Genomic DNA, 22,487 nt, shown 5'->3' with positions numbered 1-22,487 from the left:
TTTTTTACACATGACATCTACCCCGATCGTACGCACGGTATACATCGTTTCCGACAGTACCGGCATCACCGCTGAAACGTTCAGCCAGTCGGTGCTTTCCCAGTTCGAAGAAGTCGATTTCAAGCCGATCCGCCTGCCTTTTGTCGACACGCTCGAAAAAGCCGCTGAAGTCGCCATGCGCATCGACCGCAGCGCCCTGGAAGCCGGCGTGCCGCCCATTGTGTTCAGCACCCTGGTCAACCCCGAAATCCTGGCCCGCGTTCGCCAGGCGAACGGCATTTTCATGGACCTGTTTGGCACCTTCGTCAGCCATATCGAACAGGCGCTAGGCTTGAAGTCCAGCCACTCCATTGGCCGCTCGCACATGCAGGCCAATTCAGAAAAGTACCGCAATCGTATCGACGCCATCAACTTCAGCCTGGCGCACGATGACGGGCAGTTCGTGAACCAGCTGGACCAGGCCGACGTCATCCTGGTGGGAGTGTCCCGCTGCGGCAAGACGCCAACCAGCCTGTACCTGGCCATGCAGTACGCCATCAAGGCGGCCAACTTCCCGCTGACGCCTGACGATTTCGAGCGCGGCACCCTGCCCTCGACCATCGCCCCGCATCGGGCCAAGCTGTTTGGCCTGTCCATCCAACCCGAGCGCCTGGCTGAAGTGCGCAACGAACGCCGCCCCAACAGCCGCTACTCGCAACTGGAACAGTGCCGCTATGAAGTGGCCGAAGCCGAACGCATGATGCGCCGCGAAGGCATTTCCTGGCTGTCCAGCACCACGAAGTCCATCGAAGAAATCGCGACGACGGTGCTGCAGGAAGTGGGCCTGGATCGGGGCTAAAAAAACCAGGGCGCATCATGGATGCGCCCTGGCTGTTTTCGGGTGAAGGAAACGCGGCCGAATTACAGGCCCGGCGCGCGCTCGGGGCTTGCTGCGCCCCAATAGCGCAGCCCGCGCATTTCGTTTTCGGCCACTTCCGCCGGGTCGACCAGTTGCATCGACAATTTTCCGACTGCGCCCGTGGCGCCATACACTTCGGCCATCACCCGCACGTAACGCGTTTGGCCGGGGTCGAGCATGAAGCTCACGCCGTCGCCCGTCCAGTACAGGTTGGTGACCACGTAGCTGCCTGCAGGCCGATCCACAAAGAAAAAGCTGCCCGGCTTATTGCGGCCAACGACGACATTGTTGACGCGCAGTTTTTGCTGTGCGGCCGCCAGATTGGTCGGCTGGGGCTGATAGAAATAGATCCGGCCCTTGCCCTCGGCAATCGGGGGAAGCTGGCCATGCAGCGCGTCGTACTTCGGACCAGCGCACCCTGCCAATACCACTGCAATGGCGGCCGCTGCCACCCCTTTCAACCACGATTTCATTGACGCATCTCCACGGGCAGCGTAACGGGGCGGGAAAGCGGCATGAATGCGCTTTCGCCTGGCAGATAAAAACCCAGCAGCTTGCCGGACGACGCGACCAGATACGCTTCGCCCTGGCGGCGGGTTTGAATGGTGAACAAGCCATTCATCGAGCGGTAGACATCGCCTTGCGGCAACGCGCCGACACGGCGCCATTGCGACCCCGACGGCAGCGTCACGCTGCTGTCATTCGGCAATGCCGCGATGACGACTCGCGACAATTGAATGCTGTAGACCGGGTCTGCGGCGGCCACGGGAACCATGCCGACTTTTTGCGTGCTGACCGACATGCATGCGCTCAACGCCAGCATGCTCGACGTCAACAGCAGCGCCCGGCCCGCACGCGCCCAACCCTGGAATTTGTGAAACGGCGATGACGCCATAGCCACCTCGGAATTTCAAAGCGTGAAGTATATGAGTGCGACCGAATTTTACAAACCGTGCAACATCAATAGCGCAGCTTTTCCCGGTCGCGATGCCCCGCGCCCCAGTACTTCAAATCCGCCAATGATTGCGTAGCCGCCTCGGCCGACGCTTCCGGGCGCAACACCTGCTTGCCGCCCTCGATGTCGACGCGCACGTACCTCGTCTGGCCAGCAGGCAGATCCAATTTAATCCCGGCATCTGGGTCCTTGCGATCCGGCGCCAAGGTCAGGGTGGTCATGCCGGCTGGCCGGTCCACGAAGAAAAACCGGCCGGCCTTCGAGCGACCGACTTTGCGGCCATTGACCATAATGGCTGGCTGCGCGACATCCTTGGCGTTGGCGAGCTGATAGACATAGATGCGGCCCAACCCCGGCTCAATGTCGGGAATCTGCGATGACACGTCCGCATAACGCGGCCCCGCGCATCCGGCCAACAGCAACACCGCACCTGCCATGGCAAGCGCCAACCTGAACATTGTTTTCATTGATCTCCCCTGGGATTCGCGGCATGGGTGAACCGATGTCATGCCCGCGCAACGCGCGAGTATAAACGGGGTCAGTCAAGAAATTGGGGAATGTAAGGAAATGAACAGATCAGCGCGCCGCGCCAGACAGGGCCTGGCGGCGTTGTTCGAACAGGCAGATCGCGGCGGCCGCGCCCACGTTCAGCGATTCGACGGCAGCCATGTCGTGCGGGATGCACACCTTCAGACGCGCGGCGGCCAGCAAGGCCGGGTCCACGCCCTGACCTTCGTGCCCGAAGACCCAGGCGCAACTCGGCGGCAGGCGGCCTTGGTACAAGTCTTGCGCGCCCTCCAGCGCGGTGGCGACCAGCGGCACACGCAGGTTCGGCAACAGCGCTTGAAGGTCGACGTGCTCGTGGATGGCCAGCGCAAAGTGCGCGCCCTGCCCGCTGCGCAACACTTTGGGAGACCAGGCGGCGGCGGTGCCGGTAGCCAGGAACACGCGTTTAACGCCAGCCGCCGCGCAGGTGCGCAGCAAGGTGCCGACGTTGCCCGGGTCTTGAATGCGGTCGAACAACACGCAATTCTCGTCGACCTCTGCGGGCAATTCCATCGCAGGAGGCGTGACCAAAAACGCCACGCCCTGCCCGCTTTCCACGCTGGCCAGTGATTGCATCAGCCGCGCGTCCAGCGCCAGGCAGCGCGCGTCCGGCACTGCGGCAGCAAGCGCCGCGATATCAGGCTGAGACAAGCGATCAATATCAAAGACGGCCTGATCCGGCGCGCCATGGTGTTGCAACCAGGCCTGGCACAAGTGCACCCCGTCCAGCAGCACGGGCGCACCGCGCTTGCCCGCCGTGCCGGCCAGCTTGGCCAGCGCCTTGACCGCGGGATTGTCGCGGGAACTGATGTGCTTCATGGGGTCAGGCCGAATGCCTTGATGGGCGCAAAGCTGCGCCGATGTTCCGCGCAGGGGCCGTGTTCGCGCAGCAGTTGCAGATGCAGCGCCGTGCCGTAGCCCTTGTGCTGATCGAACGCGTACTGAGGATATAGGGCGTGCAGGCGCACCAGATCGGCGTCGCGCGCCGTCTTGGCCAGAATTGAAGCGGCGGAAATCGCCGGCACGAGCGCGTCGCCCTTGATGACCGTCTGCACGGTGCATGTAAGTTTGGGCGCCTGATTGCCGTCCACCAGCGCCAACTGCGCGGGCGTGGACAGGCCTTGCACGGCCCGCTGCATCGCCAGCATGGTGGCGCGCAGGATGTTCAGCGTGTCGATTTCATCCACGCTGGCGCTGGCAATACACCAGGCCAACGCGTGTTCCTTGATTTGTACCGCCAACGCTTCGCGCGTGGCGGCCTTCAGCACTTTCGAATCGGCCAGGCCGTCGATGGGGCGATCAGGGTGCAGGATAACGGCCGCCGCATAAACCGCGCCCGCCAACGGCCCCCTGCCCGCCTCGTCGACACCCGCCGTGATCAAGGCGGGCTGAATCGGGGCCGCGAACAGATCAGGCTGCTCCACCTGCCACCTCCAGAATCGCCTGGGCAGCCAGCGCCGGCGTATCGCGCAACAGCTCCTGGTGCATGGCGGTAAAGCGCGCTTCGACGCGCGCGATCAGCGCATCATCGGTCAACGACGCCCACGTGGCTTCGGCGAGCTTTTCGGGGGTGGCGTCGTCTTGCAGCAATTCAGGCACCGCGAAATCGCGCAACAGCACGTTGGGCAGACCCACCCAAGGCAGATACGGCCGCTGCTGTCCGGACTTCCAGGTCATGATGCGGCGCATCCACGGCGACAACACGTACGAGATCACCATGGGGCGCTTGTACAGCGCGGTCTCGAGCGTGGCCGTGCCGCTGGCCACCAGTACCGCGTTGGCCGCTTCCATGACAGACCACGCCACGGGCGCCTTGCGGTCACCGCCCGCACCATGCAGATCTTCTGCGGTGATGCAGCGCAGACCCGGCACGGGATACTGCGCCAGCAGGGCCTGGAATTCAGCACGCCGCTGGTCATTGACCATCGGTACCACGCATTGCAGCGCCGGATCTTTCTTCAGCAGCAATTGCGCCGCTTGCAGGAAGCGCGGCGCCAACAGCCGGATCTCGGACGAACGGCTGCCCGGCAGAATCGCCAGCACGCGCGCATTCTGGTCGATGCCCAGCCGCTCGCGCGCCGCCGCGCGATCGGGCTCCATGGGAATGGCGCCCGCCAGCGGATGACCCACATACGTGACCGGGATGCCTTCCTTGCGGTAGATCTCTTCCTCGAACGGAAACAGCACAAGCATGTGCGACACCGATTCGCGGATCTTATGAATGCGTTCGTAACGCCAGGCCCAGATGGAGGGGCCGACGAAATGCACCGTCGGCGTACCCGCCAGGCGCAGTTGATGTTCCAAGCGCAGATTGAAGTCGGGCGCGTCGATGCCAACGAAGACGGCTGGCGGCTCGGCCAGCCAGCGGCGCTTGACGTCGCGATACGTGCTCAGCAGGCTGGGCAGGCGCTTCAAGGCATCGACATAGCCGAACACCGTCAGCGCATGCATGGGATGCCAGGTGTCGAACTCGCGTGCCTGCATCTGGGGGCCGCCGATACCTTCACAGCGCACACCGGCGTCGCGCGCTTGCAAACCGGCAATGATGCGACCGGCCAGCAAGTCGCCCGAAGGCTCGCCGGCCACCATGCCGATCCGCGTGTTCATGGACGAATGATGCCGCGCGACGCGACGTCGAGGAAATCGAGCAGCGTTTGCAGATGCTCGGCGGCCTCGGGGATTTCTTGCTGGCGCTTGCGCAATTCAGCGCGCGCCGCATCCAGCGGCAAGCCACGACGGAAGATGATCTTGTAGGCTTCACGCAGCGCCGAGATCATCACCGGGGTAAAGCCACGGCGCTTCAGGCCTTCGACGTTGACGCCCACCGGGCGGCACGGGTTGCCGGCCGCCAGCACGAACGGCGGCGAATCTTGCATGAGCGAGCTGTTGCCGCCCGTCATGGAGTGCGCGCCCACGCGCGAAAACTGATGCACGCCGGTCAGGCCACCGATGATGGCCCAGTCGCCCACGTGAACGTGGCCGCCCAGTTGCACCGAATTGGCCAGAATCGTGTGGCTGCCGATATGGCAGTCATGCGCGACGTGTACATAGGCCATGATCCAGTTGTCATTGCCTATCGTCGTCTCGCCACCATCCTGCACCGTGCCGGTATTCAGCGTGACAAACTCACGCACCGTGTTGCCGTCGCCGATCGTCAGACGCGTCTTCTCGCCCGCGTACTTCTTGTCTTGCGGCATGCCGCCGATCGAGCAATAGCGGTAGAAGCGGTTATTGCGACCGATGGTCGTGACGCCGTCCACCATGCAGTACGGGCCGATTTCGGTGCCCGCGCCGATGGTCACGTCCGGCCCAACCACCGCGAAGGGTCCGATCACGGCACTCGGGTCAATATTTGCCGCCGGATCAACGACAGCGGTGGGATGGATGTTTCCTGCCATTTACTCTTCCAGGCTGCGAATCGCGCACATCAGTTTGGCGGACGCCACTTCTTGTCCGTCGACGGTTGCGCGCGCGGCGTATTTACAGATGCTGCGGCTCAAGCGTTCGGCTTCAACTTCAATGCGCAACTGGTCACCCGGCACGACGGGGCGGCGGAAACGCGCGCCATCGACACCGACCAGGTAGTACGCGGTCTTGGAGCTATCGCACTTCAGGCCGCCGTTTTCGTCCGTGAACGAGAACAGCGCCGAGGCCTGGGCCATGGCTTCCACGATGAGCACGCCCGGCATCACCGGATGGTGAGGAAAGTGACCGTTGAAAAACGGTTCGTTGATCGAGACGTTCTTGATGGCCACGATGGATTTACCGGGCACCATTTCAACGACGCGATCAATCAGCAGCATCGGGTAACGATGCGGCAGCCTCTCCATGATCCCCTTGATGTCGAGTTCCATTTTTCTATGCTTTCCTGCGAAATGAAATAATTTTGGCGCGTGCACGCCACGGCGGCAAACGCGCCTTAGTCTTTTTCCAGCGTGCGCACGCGGCGGCGCAGTTGCGCCAACTGTTGTATCACGGCGGCGTTGCGCTGCCATTCGCCATGCTCCGCATACGGGAACACCCCGGTATAGCGGCCAGGTTTCGAAATGCTGGACGTCACCGCAGTGCCGCCCGAAATATGCACGTCGTCGCCCAGGGTCAAATGGCCTGACAGCATCGCGGCGCCACCAATGGTGCAGCGTTCGCCGATGGTCGTCGAACCCGCGATGCCGACACATGCCGCTACCGCGGTATGCGCACCGATGCGCACGTTGTGCGCCACCATGATCTGGTTGTCGAGCTTCACGCCGTCAGACACCACGGTGTCATCCAGCGCGCCTCGGTCGATGGTTGTGTTGGCGCCGATTTCGACGTCATCGCCCACCGTCACACCCCCCAGCTGGGGAATCTTGCCCCAGGCGCCCTTGCCCAGCGTCGGGTCCGGCGCAAAGCCAAAACCGTCAGCACCCAGCACGGCGCCACTGTGGATGATGGCTCGCGCGCCCACTTTCACGCCTTCATAAAGCGTGACGTGTGCGTGCAAACGGCTGCCCGGCCCGATGGACGAGCCCACGCCAACGACGCAACCCGGCCCCAGGACGGTATCCCGGCCGATGCGCGCACCCGCTTCCACGACGCAATTAGGGCCAATACGCACGCCCTCTTCGAGGGTGGCGTCCGGCGCAATCACGGCGGAAGGATGCGTGGACCCAGGCAGCACAGGCCGGCGCGCAGCGTCGAACCATTGCGCCACACGGGCGTAAAGCAGATAGGGGTGTTTGCAGACGACCAGCGCGAACGGCGGCCGGGTGGCCCCGGGCGCTTCCAGGGCCTCGGCCACGTCGGCCGAGACGATGACCGCCCCTGCCTGCGTCGCGCCGAGTTGGCTCTGGTAGCGGGGGTTGGCCAGGAAAGTGATTTCCTGAGGCCCCGCCGAAGACAGCGTCCCGACGCCGCAGACCTTGAAGGGCTCCGACGCGGGCGCCGCGCTGATACGCCAGTCCATACCCTGGGTGTTGGCGGCGCTCAACAGTGCTTCGAGTGTGGGCGCTCGGGCAAGATCCAGTAAAACCGGCATAACGTCGCGGGTACTGCTTACTTGCCCAGGCTCTGAATCACCTTGTCGGTGATGTCGATGCGCGGATTGACCGTCACGGCGTCCTGAATGATCAGGTCGTAGCTTTCTTGCTCGGCGATGCGCTTGATGGCTTCGTTAGCCTTCGTGACGATGCCCGAGAACTCTTCGTTGCGGCGGCGGTTGAAGTCTTCCTGGAATTCACGACGCTTGCGTTGCAGGTCGGTATCCAGATTGGACAACTCGCGCTGGCGCTTCACGCGATCCGATTCCGACAGAACGGGTGCGTCCTTGTCGAATTTTTCGGCTTGCGAACGCAGGCTGTTATTCAGGCGTTGAAGTTCATCGTCGCGCTTCTTGAATTCGGCTTCGATCTTGCTTTGCGCCGTCTTCGCCGGACCGGATTCACGCAGAATCCGCTCGGTATTGACGAAGCCGATCTTGGTGTTTTGAGCCTGCGCGGGAATCGCAGCAGCCGAACCGAGAATGAGCGCACCCACCAGGGCAATGGAGCCGCCCAGCTTGCCACGGCGCTTGGCGCGCGGCGTATTCGATGATTTAAGTGCGAAATCAGACATCATGAAAATCTCACCTTCCAGTAAGGCAAAGCCAAAGTGTGTATTGTGCCACTAAATAGCAAGGGAGCCGGGCCAGGGGGCCCCTCCCTTGTTTTCAAGCGTAACGGTGCTTAGAAACCGGTCCCGATCTGGAACTGGAAGCTTTGCTTGTCGTCGCCAGCCTTGGAATTAAGCGGACGAGCATACGACAACTGCAACGGACCCATCGGCGACTGCCACGACAGGCCGATACCGGCCGAGAAACGCCAGCCGCAAGGATCTTCCACTTCGCTGCCCGCCTTGCCGGCCGAGCAACCCAGATCCGACGAAACCTGGCCCGCGTCGCTGAAGATGAACCAGCGCAGCGTGCGGTCTTTCGACGCGCCCGGGAACGGCAGATACAACTGCGCGTTGGCGATGATACGGCGCGTGCCGCCCAGGTAGTCGCCCGTCTTGGTATCACGCGGACCCAGCGACGAACCTTCGTAACCGCGGACGGTGCCGATACCGCCGGCATACACGTTCTTGATGACCGGGTAGTCCTTGCCACCGTAGCTCTTGCCCCAATCCGCCATGCCGTTCAGGGCCAGCGTGTAGGAGCCGCCGAGCGGCACAAAATACTGTTGCTGCGCGGTGAGCAGCGTGTACTTCAGGTCGACCGTGGACACGTCGGCCTTCAGGCGGGTGTACGAACCCTTCGTCGGCGCCAGTGCGCTGTCACGGGTGTCGTTGGACCAGCCGGTGTTGAAGATCAGCGAATTGGTCGAATCGCCGTAGTCCTTCACGAACTTGTCGTAGGCGGCGGGCGAGTTGTCGAACAGATCGATCTGGTTGTGTTCGAGGTTCGCGCCCATGAAGATCCGGTCGTATTCCGAAATCGGAATGCCGAAGTTCATGCCCAGGCCGATTGCCTTGACGCGGTAATCACCGTCGTTGTTGTTCCAGGGTTCGGTCACGCGGTAGTACGCAGACGTCGTGCGGCTGATGCCGTCCTTGGTCCAGTACGGATCGGTGTGCGACAGCACAACCGCGCGGTTCGTCTTGCTGGTGTTCAATTGCAGCGTCAGGTTCGTGCCGCTGCCGAAGACGTTGTCTTCGCTGATACCGGCCGACAGAATCGCCTTTTCAGACGAGCCGTAACCCACACCCAGGTTGATCATACCGGTGGGCTTTTCTTTCACGTCGACGTTCACGTCGACCTGGTCGGGCGAACCCGGAACCGGATCGGTCTTGACGTTGACGTCGCTGAAGTAGCCCAGGCGATCCACGCGGTCGCGCGAGGTCTTGATGTCTTTGGCGTCGTACCAGGCGGCTTCCTGCTGGCGCATTTCGCGGCGCACGACTTCGTCGCGCGTGCGGGTGTTGCCGCCAATCTGAATGCGGCGCACGTACACACGGCGGCTCGGGTCGACGTAGAACGTCAGGTCGGCTTCGTGCTTGGCGCGGTCCAGCTGCGGGTTCGGGTTCACGTTGGCGAACGCGTAGCCCAGTTCGCCCAGGTAGTCGGTGATGGCCTTGGCCGAATCGTTCGCCTTGGCGGCCGAGAACGTTTCGTCCGGCTTGACCTGCACCAGCGCGTTGATCTCCTTGTCCAGACCCAGCAGATTGCCGGCCAGCTTCACGCTGCGGACCTTGTACGGTTCGCCTTCGTGAACGGTGATCGTGATGTTGATGTCTTTGCGGTCAGGCGAGATCGTGACTTGCGGCGGCTCAACCGTGAATTCCAGGTAGCCCTTGTCCAGATAGAACGAGCGCAGGCGTTCCAGATCGCCCTCGAGCTTTTCGCGCGAGTACTTGTCGGTATCGGTGTACCAGGTCAGCCAGCCCGGCGTGGTCAGCTTGAACTCGTCCAGCAGATCGCTTTCCGAGAAGGCCTTGTTGCCCACGAAGCGAATTTGCTGAATGCGCGCCACCGAGCCTTCGAACACGTCGAAGCTCACGCCCACGCGGTTACGCGGCAGCGGGGTCACGGTGGAGGTCACTTCAACGCCGTACTTGCCCTTGGACAGGTACTGCTGCTTCAGTTCGTATTCCGCGCGTTCAAGCATGGAACGGTCGAAGATGCGGCCCTCGGCAAACCCCACCTGGCCCAGCGAGGTGGTGATGGCCTTGGAGTCGAACTCGCGCATGCCGTTGAAGTTGACGGAGGCGATCGTCGGGCGCTCTTGCACCACGACGACCACGACGTTGTTGTCCGTCTGGATCTGCACGTCGGTGAAAAAGCCCGTGCCGTACAGGCGGCGAATTGCTTCGGTGGCTTCTTCTTCGGTGAATTTCTCGCCCACCTTGACGGGGAGATAACCAAACACCGTGCCGGCGTCAGTCCGTTGAATACCCTCTACGCGGATATCCCGCACGACAAAAGGGTCGAAGGCTTGGGCCATGGCCGGCAGCAATAAGGCGGCGATGAGACCCGGCAGTACACCCTTTTTGTGATGAAACATCCGGCGAAAAGACATCCTTGAGTATCCTCGGTCGTGCAAATGGCGGGGGATTTTATGCTAAATCGCGCTTAAGTGAATAAGCGCGTGAAATCGTTAAACAGCGCAAGGCCCATCAGGCCGGCTAATAAACCAATGCCAGCGCGCTGTCCGATGTCGATCCACTTGGCTGGCGGCGGGCTGCCCCGCACAATTTCGACGAGATAGTACAGCAGATGGCCGCCATCCAGCATAGGTATGGGAAGCAAATTTAGTACGCCCAGGCTGATACTGATCAACGCAATATAGGCGATGTACGCAACAATCCCGATTCGGGCGGTCTGTCCGGCGTAGTCGGCGATGGTGACGGGCCCACTGACGTTGCGCCAGGAAACATCGCCCGTGACCATGCGGCCCATCATGCGCAGCGAGAACCAGGCCGTGTCCCAGGTGCGGACTGCGCCGCGCCAGACGCTTTCGAACAAGCCGTAGCGCACGGTGACCATGGGGATGTCGCCACCCAGCTGGACGCCAAGCCGGCCCACTTCCTGGCCGTTGACCGTCTCTGCGCGGGGCGTGACATTCAGCGAAATTTGGGCGCCGTCGCGCACCAGGGTCAGCGCCAGCGTCTTGCCTGCGCTTTCCTGAATTTGTTTGACGAGACCGCCCGTGTCCGGCGTGGGCTTGCCATCCACCGAGACGATCAGGTCGCCCGTGCGCAACCCGGCGGCCTGCCCTTCCCCGCCATCAATGACGGCGCGCACGGCAGGCTTGGGTTGGGCCAGGCGGATGCCGGCTGCAGCAAGCGGGTCGCCCGTGGACGGGTCCATGGCGTTCGCGGGCAAGTTCAGTTCACGCTGCTGGACAGCGCCGGAAGGCGTGCTGACTTCAATCAGCGCGCGGCCACCGGTGGCCATGACGTCCATCAGGCGCCAGCGTGCGTCGGACCACGACCCGACTTCCTGGCCGTCGATGGCCAGGATGCGATCACCCAGCAGCAGACCGGCGTGCGCCGCCGGGGTTTCGGCCGCGGGCTGCGCGACGATCGCTTGCGGCTCTTCGGTGCCGGCCATGTTCAGGCCCGCATACAGAAAGACGGCAAGGATCAGATTGAAGATGGGGCCGGCAGCGACGATCGCGATGCGCTTGCCGACGGATTTGTTGTTGAAGGCGCCGGCCGCCTCGGACGGGCTGGCGCCCGCTGGCGCTTCGTCCTGCATCTTGACGTAGCCGCCCAGCGGCAACGCGGACACGGCCCATTCCGTGCCGTGGCGGTCGGTGCGGCGCAGGATGACCTTGCCAAAGCCCACAGAGAACCGCAGCACCTTCACGCCGCACAGGCGCGCCACCCAGTAATGTCCGAGCTCATGAAAAATGATCAGGGAGCCAAGCGCAACGGCAAAGGCCAACAGGGTGAAAAGCATCGGGATCGGAATCTAGGGAATCAGAAGCAAGCGCGGCCAGCCATCAGGCCAGCCCCAGGTTACCTGCGAAGATGCGCGCCTCTGCATCCAGCGCGAGCACATCGTCAAGACTGCTGAGCGTAACAGATGCTTGCCGCGCCTGCCACTCAAGAGAGGCCTCGATCACGCGCGGAATCCAGGTATAGGCCAGCCGGCCGCCCAAAAACGCGTCGACGGCGATCTCGTTGGCGGCGTTGAGCGCCACGCAAGCGCTCTGCCCCGCCCGCAAGGCCGCGAACGACAGCGCCAGGCAGGGAAACCGGGCGAGATCCGGCTTTTCGAAGTCCAGGCGGCCCAGGCGCGTCAGATCCAGCGGTCCGACCCCGCTTTCCAGCCGCTCAGGGAACCCCAGCCCGTAAGCAATGGGGGTCCGCATATCCGGCTGGCCCAGCTGCGCCAGGACCGAGCCGTCGTCGTATTCGACCATGGAATGCACCACGCTTTGCGGGTGCACCACGACCTCGATGCGGTCGGCAGGCATGGCGAACAGCCAGTGCGCCTCGATCACTTCCAGGCCCTTGTTAAGCATGGTCGCCGAGTCCACCGAAATCTTGCGGCCCATGCTCCAGTTGGGATGGGCGCAAGCTTGGGCTGGCGTTACGTCGTGCAGGTCTTCCAGGTCGCGTCCGCGGAACGGGCCGCCAGAGGCCGTCAGCAACAGCCGGCGCACACCCGGCGCGGGCGCGTCGGGCGCCTGCGCCCGCCCGCCATGGGGCAGGCACTGAAAAATGGCGTTGTGCTCGCTGTCGATCGGCAATAGTTCGGCGCCGTTATCGCGGATGGCCTGCATGAACAGCGAGCCCGCTGCGACCAGCGCTTCTTTATTGGCCAGCAGCACGCGCTTGCCGCTGCGTGCGGCCGCCAGCGCGGCGGGCAGCCCGGCTGCGCCAACAATCGCCGCCATCACGGAATCACAGTGCGGATCGGCGGCCGTGTCGGCCAAGGCCTGCGCGCCCACGCGGATTTCGGGCATGGGCTGCCCGCCTGCCCACGCGGCGGTAAATTTTTTGCGGGCGGCCTCATCGGGGACCACCACCACAGCGGCTCGGCAGGCCTGCGCCTGCTCGGCCAAACGCTCCATCCGGCTGTAAGCGGACAGCGCATAAACCGCCAGCCGATCAGGGTGGCGGGCAATCACATCCAGCGTGCTTTCACCGATCGACCCCGTCGATCCCAGCACGACGACGCGTTGAAAAGCCCTCAAAACAACACTCCAGACAAAAGTAGCGCGAACGGCGCAACCGGAAGAATCGCGTCGATGCGGTCATAGACCCCGCCATGGCCCGGCAGCAGCGTGCTGGAGTCTTTGCGGCCCGCGCGTCGCTTGAGCAGCGATTCGAACAGGTCACCCACAATGGACACAACACCCAGCAACGCGGCGATCGGCAGCGCCAACCAGAAGCTCCAGCGTTCGACCAAAGCGTGGCCGAAAGATCCCGCCCACAAGCTCGACAGGCCGATCCAGATCACTGCGCCCAGCACACCGGCAATGGCGCCTTCGATGGTCTTGCCCGGGCTGACCCGCGGGGCCAGTTTACGCTTGCCGAACGCGCGGCCGGCAAAATACGCCGCAATGTCGGCCACCCAGACCAGCGCCAGCAACGACACGACGAACCCTGCCCCGCGCGCGACGAACATCTGCGCCAGCACGGCCCAGGCGGCAAACGCAGCGGGCACGGAAAACACAGACCAGCCCAGGCTGGCGGGCGGCGCGTCGGAGCGGCCACGCACCACCGCCGTCAGACCGCCAAACAACCACACGGCCGACACCGCCGGCACCACGTAACGCACCACCCAGGCGGGATCGCTCCAGCCCGTGCGGTCGCCAGCCAGCCAGGCGGACGCCAGCGCCAGCATGCCGGCAAACAGCAGCACGGCGACACCAATGGAAATCAGGGGGGACGGAGGTTGCGGCAGCGTCAGGCGCAGCCATTCCCAGTTGGCGCACGCGGCGGCCAGGGCTAGCAAGGCAACAAACCACCAGGGGTTCGCGCTGATCATTGCGGCGGCCAGAATGGCCAACAGAATGACGGCGGTAACGATACGCTGGCCCAACATATGACGGTCTCCTCGTGTGCTGCTTTGGAAAGACGCGCTTGTCGCCGTCTGTTTACTGCGCGCCGCTTTCGCTGACTTGCGCGCTGGTGCGGCCGAAGCGCCGCTCGCGGGTGCGGTACCAGTCAAAAGCCGCTTGCAGCTCGGCGGCGCCGAAATCCGGCCAGAAGCGATCCGTGAAGTAGAACTCCGCGTAGGCCATCTGCCAGATCAGGAAATTGGAAATGCGCTGCTCGCCGCCGGTGCGGATGAACAGGTCGGGCTCGGGCGCCCACGACATCGAGAGATGACGAGCCAGGCGCGCTTCGTCCACCAGCTCGGGCTTGGCGGCAAGCGCGGGCTCGGCGGCCAGCATGGCGCGGGTGGCTTGAAGGATGTCCCAGCGTCCGCCGTAGTTGGCGGCCACCGTCAGGTGCAGACGGTCGTTGTGCGCGGTGCGCTCTTGGGCGGCGAAAATCAGCTCTTGCAGACGGGGCTCAAACGCGCTCAAGTCGCCGATGACGTGCAAGCGCACGCCCTGCTCGTCCAGCTTGCCGATTTCGCGTTCCAGCGCCTGCACAAACAGGCGCATCAGCAACGACACCTCTTCGGCGGGCCGGCGCCAGTTCTCGGAACTGAACGCGAACAGGGTCAGATAGCGCACGCCTGCGCGGCCGCAGGCTTCCACCACACGGCGCACCGCTTGCACGCCCTTGGCGTGTCCGGCCGTGCGAGGCAGCAGCCGTCGCGTCGCCCACCGGCCATTGCCATCCATGATGATGGCGACGTGCTCGGGGATGTCGCGAGTGTCGGGAACCGCCTGGGTCGAACTGGTTGCCATGGGTCTGGGGCTGCGCGCGGAGGGCCGGCGAAAATCAGTAGTACGGGAGAAAAACCTGCGCCGTCATTCCATCGCTGCAACAGGGACTTGCAAGGCAATGGTAAGGACGGCGCATAGGCAAGAAAATCCTGACGCCGGAGCGAAGCGGCAACGCCGCCCCGCCCCGAAGCAATCAAGGATTATACGGTCATGATTTCCGCTTCTTTCTGGACGACCATCTTGTCGATGTCGGTCACGGCGCGATCGGTCAGCTTTTGGACGTCATCCTGCGAACGACGCTCGTCGTCTTCGGAGATTTCCTTGTCCTTGACCAGCTTCTTCAGCGCTTCGTTCGCTTCACGGCGCAGGTTGCGCACGGCGATCTTGGCGTCTTCACCTTCGCTGCGCACGACCTTGGTCAGATCGCGGCGGCGCTCTTCGGTCAGGGCGGGCATCGGCACGCGGATGGTGTCGCCCATCGAGATGGGGTTCAGACCCAGGTCCGATTCACGGATGGCCTTTTCGATCGGGCCGGCCATGTGCTTTTCGTAGGGCTGCACGCTGATGGTGCGAGCGTCCACGAGGTTCACGTTGGCGACCTGGCCGACCGGAACGGGCGAGCCGTAGTAATCGACCTGCACGTGGTCCAGGATGCCGGTGTGGGCACGGCCCGTGCGGATCTTGCCCAGGTTGATCTTGAGCGTATCAAGCGACTTGGCCATCCTGGCTTCGGCGGATTTGCGGATTTCTGCTGCGCTCATGGAATTTCCTTTTTTTTAAACGTGTACCAAGGTGCCTTCGTCTTCGCCGCTGACGACTCGCTTGAGCGCGCCGGACTTATTGATCGAAAACACTTTGATCGGCAGTTTCTGGTCACGGCACAGCGCGAACGCGGTGGCGTCCATGACTTCCAGACGGCGGACAATCGCTTCATCGAAGCTGATGCGCGCATAACGCGTCGCAGTGGGGTCCTTGTTGGGGTCCGCACTGTAGATGCCGTCCACTTTGGTGGCCTTCAACACAATCTCCGCTCCGATTTCGGCGCCACGCAAGGCAGCGGCGGTGTCGGTGGTGAAGAAGGGGTTGCCGGTGCCCGCGGCGAAAATAACGACCTTGCCCTCTTCGAGGTAACGCAAGGCTTTCGGGCGGATGTAGGGTTCGACGACCTGATCAATGTTCAGGGCGGATTGTACGCGGGTGTCGATGCCCTTGTGTTTGAGCGCGTCTTGCAGGGCAAGCGCGTTCATGATGGTGGCCATCATGCCCATGTAGTCGGCGGTGGCGCGGTCCATGCCCTGCGCACCCGGGGCGACGCCACGGAAAATATTACCTCCGCCGATGACGATGGCCAGTTCGACGCCGGTGGCGGCGACTTCAGCGATCTCATCGGTCATGCGGACGATGGTGGAACGATTGATGCCAAATGCATCGTCGCCCATCAGCGCCTCGCCGGAAAGTTTGAGAAGAACCCGTTTGTATGCTCTGCTGCTCATAGGTGATATCCCGAAGAACAATCCGACGAAAGTGTAAGACAAGAATGGGGTAAGCCCCCAACGCCGCACCCGCCACGCGGGTACACAGGCTTCCCAAGCATTTCAACTTGCAGCGCCCTGCGGCGAAAAAGGCCGGACTAGAATTTAATCTAGCGCCGGCCTTTAAGCACTACCGTGAGGTCAGGCGGCGCCGGCGGCGGCTGCTGCAACCTCAGCGGCGAAGTCGCTGGTCTTCTTCTCGATACCTTCGCCGACAACGAACAGCACGAACTTGCTGATCGAAGCGCCGTTTGCCTTCAGGTGTTGTTCCACCGTGTGCTTGTCGTTCTTGACGAACGGCTGCGACAACAGGGTCACTTCCTTCAGGTACTTGGCGACCGAACCTTCAACCATCTTGGCGACGATGTCAGCCGGCTTGCCCGATTCAGCAGCCTTCTGCTCGGCAACCGAGCGCTCGGCGGCGATGTCAGCCGGGTTCACGCCGTCGGCGTTCAGGGCCTTGGGCTTGGTGGCGGCGATGTGCATCGCCAAGTCCTTGCCCACTTCCTCGGCGCCCGAGTATTCCACCAGCACGCCGATCTTGCCGCCGTGCACGTAGCTGGCCAGCGCGTTCGGGGTCTCGATGCGCTCGAAGCGGCGGATCGAGATGTTTTCGCCGATCTTGCCGATCAGGGTGGTGCGGGTCGTTTCAACGGTGCCTTCACCGAACGACAGCGCCGACAGAGCGGCCACATCGGCCGGGTTCTGCGTGGCGACCAGTTCGGCCAGCTTGTTCACGAAGCCCACGAAGTCGTCGTTCTTGGCGACGAAGTCGGTTTCGCAGTTGATTTCGATCACGGCGCCTTGCTTGGCGTCGGCGGAGATGAACAGACCGATCAGGCCTTCGGCGGTGACGCGGGCAGCAGCCTTGCTGGCCTTGTTGCCCAGCTTGACGCGCAGGATTTCCTCGGCGCGAACCAGGTCGCCTTCGGCTTCCGTCAGGGCCTTCTTGCACTCCATCATGGGCGCGTCGGTCTTCTCGCGCAGTTCCTTGACCAGGGCAGCGGTAATTTCAGCCATGTTTGCTCCAATTTTGCTAAGACACGCCCCGGCTCGCCGGGGCAGTGATTTGATTCGATGGGACGCCCGCAAGTCGCGGGTTCGGAAGATGGGAGCCCACCTTCGCAGTGCCGGCGAGGCGGGAGCGGATCTTTTGCAAAAACCGCTCCCGAACGCTAACCGCCGGACATGACAATAGGCTTAGGCCTGGTTGTCCTGCACTTCGACGAACTCTTCCTGACCTTCACCCAGCTCTTCGACCAGACCGTTCATGTTCTGTTCGCGGCCTTCCAGCACGGCGTCGGCGATGCCCTTGGCGTACAGCGCGATGGCCTTGGCCGAGTCATCGTTACCCGGGATGACGTAGTCGATACCGTCGGGCGAGTGGTTGGTGTCAACCACGGCGACGACCGGGATACCCAGCGTCTTGGCTTCGGCGATGGCGATCTTGTGGTAGCCGACGTCGATGACGAACATGGCGTCAGGCAGACCGTTCATGTCCTTGATGCCGCCGATCGACTTGTTCAGCTTGTCCAGTTCGCGTTGGAACAGCAGGCCTTCCTTCTTGATCATGCGCTCGGCGCCGCCTTCGGCGACGACGACTTCCATGTCCTTCAGGCGCTTGACCGAGGTCTTGACCGTCTTGAAGTTGGTCAGCATGCCGCCGAGCCAGCGGGCGTCGACGAAGGGCATGCCGCAACGAGCGGCTTCGGAGGCGACCAGTTCACGCGCAGCGCGCTTGGTGCCAACGAACAGGATGTTGCCGCCGCGAGCAGCGATCTGCTTCACGAACTTGGTGGCTTCCTGGTACTTATCAACCGTCTTTTCCAGGTTGATGATGTGAATCTTGTTGCGGTGACCGAAGATGTACGGAGCCATCTTGGGGTTCCAGTAACGGGTTTGGTGACCGAAGTGGACACCCGCTTCCAGCATTTCGCGCATCAAAGACATGTAATTCTCCAAGGGTTGATTTCTTGCGCCGCACCTGCATCAGCTTCTGCTGACACCCTGGGTGGTGTTGCGCGCGATTTCCCGCAACATGCGGGATGGACAAAATTTTAACCGGGCCGACCGATCACTGTCGCAATAAAAATACTGCTTCCGCGATAAACCCAGACGGCCGCCACGACGAGAGCCTTGCACTGCACACTTGAACATGCCTGTACTGGACAGATATGGCGCTGAGCCAGACACTCCAGGAGATTCCTGGAAGTTTCCGGGGATTCAGCGCACCCGGACTTGTTTTGTTGGCAGCGAAATCCAGCTCTTCGCGCTCAGGCTTGACGCCATCCCGCGCATCAGGCCGCCAGGGCATTTCTTCAAAAAACCCGAAGGTTTTCAAGAACTTAATCTGGCGCCCATACCGAACCTGCATCGCCGCTCAAAAACATGACCGGGCTTACAAGCACGCCGCGCCCCGGCTCCGCTGATTTCAAATACCCCCACAAATCCTGCTTGACCTCTTACGCACCTTGCGCGCCCTTCAGAACCTGACAACCTGCCCGATTTCGCTCCACAACCTTCGCTTGCGGTGAAACTTCAGGGCTTGCTGCCGATCTCATGAAAAGATCGCTCGGGGCAAAGAGGCTGGCGGAACTTATGTGGCGCACTCTTCGACCACTTTCGCCAGGATCGGCCCTTGCCGTAACCCGATTGCTCCCCAAAATTTTAGGGAAGCCTATAATTCTACTATTCTTTCAAGCAGACATTCAAGCGAGAGATCGTCAAGTTACTCCATGGGCACAATTACCAATCCGGCCGACCTGGCCAAGATGCGCGCCGCCTGCCAGGACGCCGCCAAAGTCCTCGATTTCATCACCCCCTATGTGAAGCCGGGTGTAACAACCGGAGAGCTGGACCGCCTCTGCCTGGAATACCTGACTGACGAACTCAAGGTTAAGTCTGCCACCGTGGGCTACGCCCCGCCCGGCTACCCGCCCTTTCCTGGCGCCATCTGTACGTCGGTGAATCACCAGGTCTGCCACGGCATTCCGGGCGACAAGGTGCTGAAAAACGGCGATTCGCTGAACATTGACGTCACCATCATCAAAGACGGCTGGTTTGGCGACACCAGCCGCATGTACGCCGTGGGCGAGCAATCCATTCTGTCGCGCCGCCTGACCGAGATCACCTTCGAGTGCATGTGGAAGGGTATTCAGCAGGTCAAGAACGGCGCCACCCTGGGCGACATCGGCAACGCCATTCAGAAGCACGCGGAATCGAACGGCTTTTCCGTCGTGCGCGAATTCTGCGGCCATGGCATTGGCCAGCGCTTTCACGAAGACCCGCAAGTGTTGCACTACGGCAAGCCTGGCTCGGGCGTGAAATTGGTGACGGGTATGCTCTTCACGATCGAGCCCATGATCAACGCCGGCCGCCGCGAGATCCGCCAATTGTCCGATGGTTGGACGGTTGTTACCCGCGATCACAGCCTGTCCGCCCAGTGGGAGCATGCTGTATGTGTTACGGATACGGGCTATGAAGTGCTGACCTTGTCCCCCGGCATGCCGCAGCCGCCCGCCTTCATCACCGAGCCCATCGTCATCCCCGCCGTCTGAGGCCTAGCCGTCCGCCACCATGACCGCCGAATTTCTTAGCTCCCTGCGTGAACGCATCCAGCAATCCCGGCGGGCCGCGGTGGCCCAGTTCCGCGAGCACGAACGCCCGGACACGTTGCTGTCCGAGCTGCGCCGCATCGTTGACGCCGCCCTGCGCGACCTGGTCAAGCACTACCCGCTGCCGATCGGCGCCACGCTGGCGGCCGTGGGCGGCTATGGCCGCGGCGAGCTCTATCCCCATTCCGACGTCGACCTGCTGATTCTGTTGCCGCACGTGCCCACGCGCGAAGACGAATCGGCCATTGAACAATTGGTGGCGGCACTGTGGGACCTGGGGCTTGAGCCCGGCCACAGCGTGCGCACCATAGAAGACTGCGAACGCGAGGCCGACGCGGACATCACCGTCGAAACCGCGCTGCTGGAATCGCGCTGGCTGGCGGGCAGCCGCGTACTGATGAGAAAGTTCGACGCGGCGACCAAGTCGCGCCTGGACCCGCGCGCCTTTTTCCGCGCCAAGCGCGTTGAAATGCAGCAGCGCCACGCGCGCTATCACGACACGCCCTACGCGCTGGAGCCGAACTGCAAAGAGTCGCCCGGCGGTTTGCGCGATCTGCAAGTCATCTTGTGGATGGCGCGCGCCGCGGGCTTTGGCAATAGCTGGCGTTCGGTCGCGCAAGCGGGCCTGTTGACGTCATCGGAAGCGCGCGACCTGCGCAAGGCGGAACAAGCCTTCAAGCGCCTGCGCATCGAACTGCACCTGCTGTCGAACCGCCGCGAAGACCGCGTGCTGTTTGACCTGCAACCGGCGCTGGCCGAGGTCTATCGCATTCACGCGACCGCCACGCGGCGCAGCAGCGAACTGCTGATGCAACGCTACTACTGGGCGGCGCGGCTGGTCACGCAGTTGAATGGCATCTTGGTGCAGAACATCGAAGAGCGCCTGTTTCCGCGCCCTGACAGCGATGCGCGCGACATCGACGACGATTTCCGCAACCTGCGCGACCGTCTCGACATCATTCGCGACGACGGCTTCGAACGCAACCCCACCCTGCTGCTGCGCGCCTTCCTGGTGATGCAGCAACACCCCGAACTCACCGGCATGTCGGCCCGCACGCTGCGCGCCATCTGGCATTCCCGCCACCGCATCGACGCGCAGTTCCGCCGCAACCCGGTCAACCGCAAGCTGTTCCTGCAAATCTTGCAACAGCCGCGCGGCATCGTGCATGAATTGCGCCGCATGACGATGCTGAACATTCTGCCGCGCTACCTGCCGGTGTTCCGCCGCATCGTGGGCCAGATGCAGCACGACCTTTTCCATGCCTACACGGTGGACCAGCACACGCTGGCCGTGGTGCGCAACCTGCGCCGCTTCACCATGCCGGAACACGCGCAAGAATATCCGCTGGCCAGCCAGCTGATCGCCGGGCTGGACCGGCACTGGCTGCTGTATGTGGCCGCGCTGTTCCATGACATCGCCAAGGGACGTGGCGGCGACCACTCCGAACTGGGCGCGCGCGAAGTGCGCAAGTTCGCGCAAGACCACGGCATGGAGCCCGAGGACACGAAACTCGTCGAGTTCCTGGTGCGCCAGCACTTGCTGATGTCGGCCGTGGCGCAAAAACGCGATCTCTCCGACCCGGCCGTCGTGCAGGAATTCGCCGCCACCGTGAAGGACGAGCGCCATCTGACCGCGCTCTACCTGCTGACCGTGGCCGATATCCGCGGCACCAGCCCCAAGGTCTGGAACGCCTGGAAGGGCAAGCTGCTGGAAGACTTGTACAAGCTGACGCTGGCGGCATTGGGCGGCGCGCACGCCGACGCGCACACCGTGCTGACCGAACGCAAGGAAGAAGCCGCCCGCCTGACGCGGCTGGCCGGCCTGCGCGACGACGCTCGCGAAGCCTTCTGGAACCAGCTCGACGTGGCCTACTTCCTGCGCCACGATGCGTCCGACATCGCCTGGCACACGCGCCATCTGTATCACCAGGTGGCGCCCGCTCAGGCTGTCGTCAGGGCGCGGCCCACCGAGCAGGGCGAAGGCCTGCAAATCATGGTCTACACGCGTGACGCGCCGGACCTGTTCGTGGCGATCTGCGGCTACTTCGACGCCAAGTGCCTGTCGATTCAAGACGCCCGCATCCACACAACGCGCCACGGCTGGGCGCTGGACAGCTTCATCGTGCTGCTGCCCGAAGGCACCAGCGACCTGCGCGCGCAGGCCACGCTTGTCGAACACGAACTTGCCGAACGCCTGAAAGACCCGCACGCCGCAGCGCAAGCGCAGCCCAGCCGCGGCGGCTACTACGGCCGCGGACGGCAATCACGGGTGTCGCGCGTGTTCCCGGTGATGCCGCAAGCCGAATTGCAGCCGGATGAGCGCAGCACGTCGTGGCGCCTGTCGGTGACCGCTACCGACCGCCCCGGCCTGCTGCACGCGCTGGCCCGCGTGTTCGCGCAACATGAAGTCAACCTGCTGATGGCCAAGATCATGACGCTGGGCGACCGCGTGGAAGACGTGTTCATCGTTGACGGTTCGGCCCTGGCCCGCCCGCGCAGCCAGATGCAGTTCGAACGCGACGTGCTGGACGCCCTGGCGGGCGAAGAGGCGCAACAGCGGGTGGCTTGATCCGCCCCCGAGACGGACATCGCCAGACAGCGCCCGGACCGCATACAATCCGGGTTTTCGGCCAG

Annotated in this window: 23 protein-coding genes; 4 read left to right on the top strand and 19 right to left on the bottom strand. The window is 62.9% G+C overall.

What is annotated here, in order from left to right; all coding sequences use genetic code 11:
* The first annotated feature begins 10 nt into the window (after window positions 1–10).
* Window positions 11–838, top strand: coding sequence for a posphoenolpyruvate synthetase regulatory kinase/phosphorylase PpsR (gene ppsR / locus HV765_RS00725; protein WP_054425834.1), 828 nt, complete (start codon window positions 11–13; stop codon window positions 836–838).
* 62 nt (window positions 839–900) lie between these two features.
* Here the strand turns inward: ppsR and HV765_RS00720 are convergent, their stop codons facing one another.
* From HV765_RS00720 to rpsB, 19 genes are all read right to left on the bottom strand, one after another.
* Complete coding sequence (locus tag HV765_RS00720) at window positions 901–1,371, bottom strand: DUF2846 domain-containing protein (protein ID WP_054425836.1); 471 nt, start codon at window positions 1,369–1,371, stop codon at window positions 901–903.
* Window positions 1,368–1,793: a hypothetical protein gene (locus HV765_RS00715; protein ID WP_254600383.1), complete on the bottom strand. Its 426-nt coding sequence runs from the start codon at window positions 1,791–1,793 to the stop codon at window positions 1,368–1,370. The genes HV765_RS00720 and HV765_RS00715 overlap by 4 nt, the downstream gene beginning before the upstream one ends.
* A 65-nt stretch (window positions 1,794–1,858) precedes the next feature.
* Window positions 1,859–2,320, bottom strand: coding sequence for a DUF2846 domain-containing protein (locus HV765_RS00710; protein WP_175168444.1), 462 nt, complete (start codon window positions 2,318–2,320; stop codon window positions 1,859–1,861).
* Window positions 2,321–2,429: 109 nt separating this feature from the next.
* The gene (locus tag HV765_RS00705) at window positions 2,430–3,218 is read right to left on the bottom strand and encodes a TrmH family RNA methyltransferase (RefSeq protein ID WP_175168443.1); all 789 of its coding nucleotides are present in this window, start codon (window positions 3,216–3,218) and stop codon (window positions 2,430–2,432) included.
* The gene (gene rnhB, locus HV765_RS00700) at window positions 3,215–3,823 is read right to left on the bottom strand and encodes a ribonuclease HII (protein WP_054425844.1); all 609 of its coding nucleotides are present in this window, start codon (window positions 3,821–3,823) and stop codon (window positions 3,215–3,217) included. Before rnhB ends, HV765_RS00705 begins: the two co-directional genes overlap by 4 nt.
* Window positions 3,810–5,006 (bottom strand): lipid-A-disaccharide synthase, encoded by a 1,197-nt coding sequence (gene lpxB, locus HV765_RS00695; protein WP_175168442.1) that lies wholly within the window; start codon window positions 5,004–5,006, stop codon window positions 3,810–3,812. The genes rnhB and lpxB overlap by 14 nt, the downstream gene beginning before the upstream one ends.
* Window positions 5,003–5,797, bottom strand: a complete 795-nt coding sequence (gene lpxA / locus HV765_RS00690) for an acyl-ACP--UDP-N-acetylglucosamine O-acyltransferase (protein ID WP_175168441.1) — start codon at window positions 5,795–5,797, stop codon at window positions 5,003–5,005. Before lpxA ends, lpxB begins: the two co-directional genes overlap by 4 nt.
* Window positions 5,798–6,253 carry a 3-hydroxyacyl-ACP dehydratase FabZ gene (gene fabZ / locus HV765_RS00685; RefSeq protein WP_006219108.1) on the bottom strand — a complete coding sequence of 152 codons (456 nt, stop codon included), beginning with the start codon at window positions 6,251–6,253 and terminating at the stop codon, window positions 5,798–5,800.
* A 65-nt stretch (window positions 6,254–6,318) separates the two neighbouring features.
* Window positions 6,319–7,416 carry a UDP-3-O-(3-hydroxymyristoyl)glucosamine N-acyltransferase gene (lpxD, locus tag HV765_RS00680; RefSeq protein ID WP_054425849.1) on the bottom strand — a complete coding sequence of 366 codons (1,098 nt, stop codon included), beginning with the start codon at window positions 7,414–7,416 and terminating at the stop codon, window positions 6,319–6,321.
* Window positions 7,417–7,433: 17 nt separating this feature from the next.
* Window positions 7,434–7,994 (bottom strand): OmpH/Skp family outer membrane protein, encoded by a 561-nt coding sequence (locus HV765_RS00675; protein WP_046807180.1) that lies wholly within the window; start codon window positions 7,992–7,994, stop codon window positions 7,434–7,436.
* A gap of 107 nt (window positions 7,995–8,101) precedes the next feature.
* Entirely contained in the window at window positions 8,102–10,429 is a 2,328-nt protein-coding gene (bamA, locus tag HV765_RS00670; RefSeq protein WP_054425852.1) for an outer membrane protein assembly factor BamA, read from the bottom strand.
* A gap of 53 nt (window positions 10,430–10,482) precedes the next feature.
* Window positions 10,483–11,814, bottom strand: a complete 1,332-nt coding sequence (gene rseP / locus HV765_RS00665) for an RIP metalloprotease RseP (protein ID WP_175168440.1) — start codon at window positions 11,812–11,814, stop codon at window positions 10,483–10,485.
* A 43-nt stretch (window positions 11,815–11,857) separates the two neighbouring features.
* The gene (locus tag HV765_RS00660; RefSeq protein ID WP_054425856.1) at window positions 11,858–13,057 is read right to left on the bottom strand and encodes a 1-deoxy-D-xylulose-5-phosphate reductoisomerase; all 1,200 of its coding nucleotides are present in this window, start codon (window positions 13,055–13,057) and stop codon (window positions 11,858–11,860) included.
* On the bottom strand, window positions 13,054–13,911 hold the full coding sequence (locus tag HV765_RS00655; protein WP_175168439.1) for a phosphatidate cytidylyltransferase: 858 nt from the start codon (window positions 13,909–13,911) through the stop codon (window positions 13,054–13,056). Before HV765_RS00655 ends, HV765_RS00660 begins: the two co-directional genes overlap by 4 nt.
* A 52-nt stretch (window positions 13,912–13,963) precedes the next feature.
* The gene (uppS, locus tag HV765_RS00650; RefSeq protein WP_054425860.1) at window positions 13,964–14,728 is read right to left on the bottom strand and encodes a polyprenyl diphosphate synthase; all 765 of its coding nucleotides are present in this window, start codon (window positions 14,726–14,728) and stop codon (window positions 13,964–13,966) included.
* A gap of 179 nt (window positions 14,729–14,907) precedes the next feature.
* Window positions 14,908–15,468 carry a ribosome recycling factor gene (gene frr / locus HV765_RS00645; RefSeq protein WP_054425862.1) on the bottom strand — a complete coding sequence of 187 codons (561 nt, stop codon included), beginning with the start codon at window positions 15,466–15,468 and terminating at the stop codon, window positions 14,908–14,910.
* A 15-nt stretch (window positions 15,469–15,483) separates the two neighbouring features.
* The gene (gene pyrH, locus HV765_RS00640; protein ID WP_054425864.1) at window positions 15,484–16,200 is read right to left on the bottom strand and encodes a UMP kinase; all 717 of its coding nucleotides are present in this window, start codon (window positions 16,198–16,200) and stop codon (window positions 15,484–15,486) included.
* A 180-nt stretch (window positions 16,201–16,380) separates the two neighbouring features.
* On the bottom strand, window positions 16,381–17,259 hold the full coding sequence (gene tsf / locus HV765_RS00635; RefSeq protein WP_054425866.1) for a translation elongation factor Ts: 879 nt from the start codon (window positions 17,257–17,259) through the stop codon (window positions 16,381–16,383).
* 180 nt (window positions 17,260–17,439) lie between these two features.
* Window positions 17,440–18,189 (bottom strand): 30S ribosomal protein S2, encoded by a 750-nt coding sequence (gene rpsB, locus HV765_RS00630; RefSeq protein ID WP_050446560.1) that lies wholly within the window; start codon window positions 18,187–18,189, stop codon window positions 17,440–17,442.
* A 205-nt stretch (window positions 18,190–18,394) separates the two neighbouring features.
* On the opposite strand from rpsB, the gene HV765_RS00625 reads away from it, so the two are divergent.
* From HV765_RS00625 to HV765_RS00615, 3 genes are all read left to right on the top strand, one after another.
* Window positions 18,395–18,631 carry a hypothetical protein gene (locus HV765_RS00625; protein WP_156336818.1) on the top strand — a complete coding sequence of 79 codons (237 nt, stop codon included), beginning with the start codon at window positions 18,395–18,397 and terminating at the stop codon, window positions 18,629–18,631.
* 343 nt (window positions 18,632–18,974) lie between these two features.
* A complete protein-coding gene (gene map, locus HV765_RS00620) occupies window positions 18,975–19,796 on the top strand; it encodes a type I methionyl aminopeptidase (protein ID WP_175168438.1) in 822 nt (273 codons plus the stop codon).
* Window positions 19,797–19,815: 19 nt separating this feature from the next.
* Window positions 19,816–22,422, top strand: coding sequence for a [protein-PII] uridylyltransferase (locus tag HV765_RS00615; protein WP_054425870.1), 2,607 nt, complete (start codon window positions 19,816–19,818; stop codon window positions 22,420–22,422).
* The last annotated feature ends 65 nt before the right edge of the window (window positions 22,423–22,487 follow it).

Origin of the sequence: Achromobacter kerstersii (assembly GCF_902859595.1) — a bacterium.
GTDB classification, from domain to species: Bacteria; Pseudomonadota; Gammaproteobacteria; order Burkholderiales; family Burkholderiaceae_B; genus Achromobacter; species Achromobacter kerstersii.
Note: the sequence above shows the minus strand (reverse complement) of the source record. Positions and strands in the feature narration are given on the sequence as shown.

Excerpts from the sequence above, each read along its gene's own strand:
- HV765_RS00675 (WP_046807180.1), bottom strand. The coding sequence starts at position 7,994 with ATGATGTCTGATTTCGCACTTAAATCATCGAATACGCCGCGCGCCAAG.
- rseP (WP_175168440.1), bottom strand. The coding sequence starts at position 11,814 with ATGCTTTTCACCCTGTTGGCCTTTGCCGTTGCGCTTGGCTCCCTGATC.
- HV765_RS00705 (WP_175168443.1), bottom strand. The coding sequence starts at position 3,218 with ATGAAGCACATCAGTTCCCGCGACAATCCCGCGGTCAAGGCGCTGGCC.
- bamA (WP_054425852.1), bottom strand. The coding sequence starts at position 10,429 with ATGTCTTTTCGCCGGATGTTTCATCACAAAAAGGGTGTACTGCCGGGT.
- tsf (WP_054425866.1), bottom strand. The coding sequence starts at position 17,259 with ATGGCTGAAATTACCGCTGCCCTGGTCAAGGAACTGCGCGAGAAGACC.
- lpxA (WP_175168441.1), bottom strand. The coding sequence starts at position 5,797 with ATGGCAGGAAACATCCATCCCACCGCTGTCGTTGATCCGGCGGCAAAT.
- HV765_RS00720 (WP_054425836.1), bottom strand. The coding sequence starts at position 1,371 with ATGAAATCGTGGTTGAAAGGGGTGGCAGCGGCCGCCATTGCAGTGGTA.
- frr (WP_054425862.1), bottom strand. The coding sequence starts at position 15,468 with ATGAGCGCAGCAGAAATCCGCAAATCCGCCGAAGCCAGGATGGCCAAG.
- HV765_RS00715 (WP_254600383.1), bottom strand. The coding sequence starts at position 1,793 with ATGGCGTCATCGCCGTTTCACAAATTCCAGGGTTGGGCGCGTGCGGGC.
- HV765_RS00615 (WP_054425870.1), top strand. The coding sequence starts at position 19,816 with ATGACCGCCGAATTTCTTAGCTCCCTGCGTGAACGCATCCAGCAATCC.
- uppS (WP_054425860.1), bottom strand. The coding sequence starts at position 14,728 with ATGGCAACCAGTTCGACCCAGGCGGTTCCCGACACTCGCGACATCCCC.
- HV765_RS00655 (WP_175168439.1), bottom strand. The coding sequence starts at position 13,911 with ATGTTGGGCCAGCGTATCGTTACCGCCGTCATTCTGTTGGCCATTCTG.
- pyrH (WP_054425864.1), bottom strand. The coding sequence starts at position 16,200 with ATGAGCAGCAGAGCATACAAACGGGTTCTTCTCAAACTTTCCGGCGAG.
- rpsB (WP_050446560.1), bottom strand. The coding sequence starts at position 18,189 with ATGTCTTTGATGCGCGAAATGCTGGAAGCGGGTGTCCACTTCGGTCAC.
- HV765_RS00710 (WP_175168444.1), bottom strand. The coding sequence starts at position 2,320 with ATGAAAACAATGTTCAGGTTGGCGCTTGCCATGGCAGGTGCGGTGTTG.
- fabZ (WP_006219108.1), bottom strand. The coding sequence starts at position 6,253 with ATGGAACTCGACATCAAGGGGATCATGGAGAGGCTGCCGCATCGTTAC.
- map (WP_175168438.1), top strand. The coding sequence starts at position 18,975 with ATGGGCACAATTACCAATCCGGCCGACCTGGCCAAGATGCGCGCCGCC.
- lpxB (WP_175168442.1), bottom strand. The coding sequence starts at position 5,006 with ATGAACACGCGGATCGGCATGGTGGCCGGCGAGCCTTCGGGCGACTTG.
- HV765_RS00625 (WP_156336818.1), top strand. The coding sequence starts at position 18,395 with ATGCCTGTACTGGACAGATATGGCGCTGAGCCAGACACTCCAGGAGAT.
- lpxD (WP_054425849.1), bottom strand. The coding sequence starts at position 7,416 with ATGCCGGTTTTACTGGATCTTGCCCGAGCGCCCACACTCGAAGCACTG.
- ppsR (WP_054425834.1), top strand. The coding sequence starts at position 11 with ATGACATCTACCCCGATCGTACGCACGGTATACATCGTTTCCGACAGT.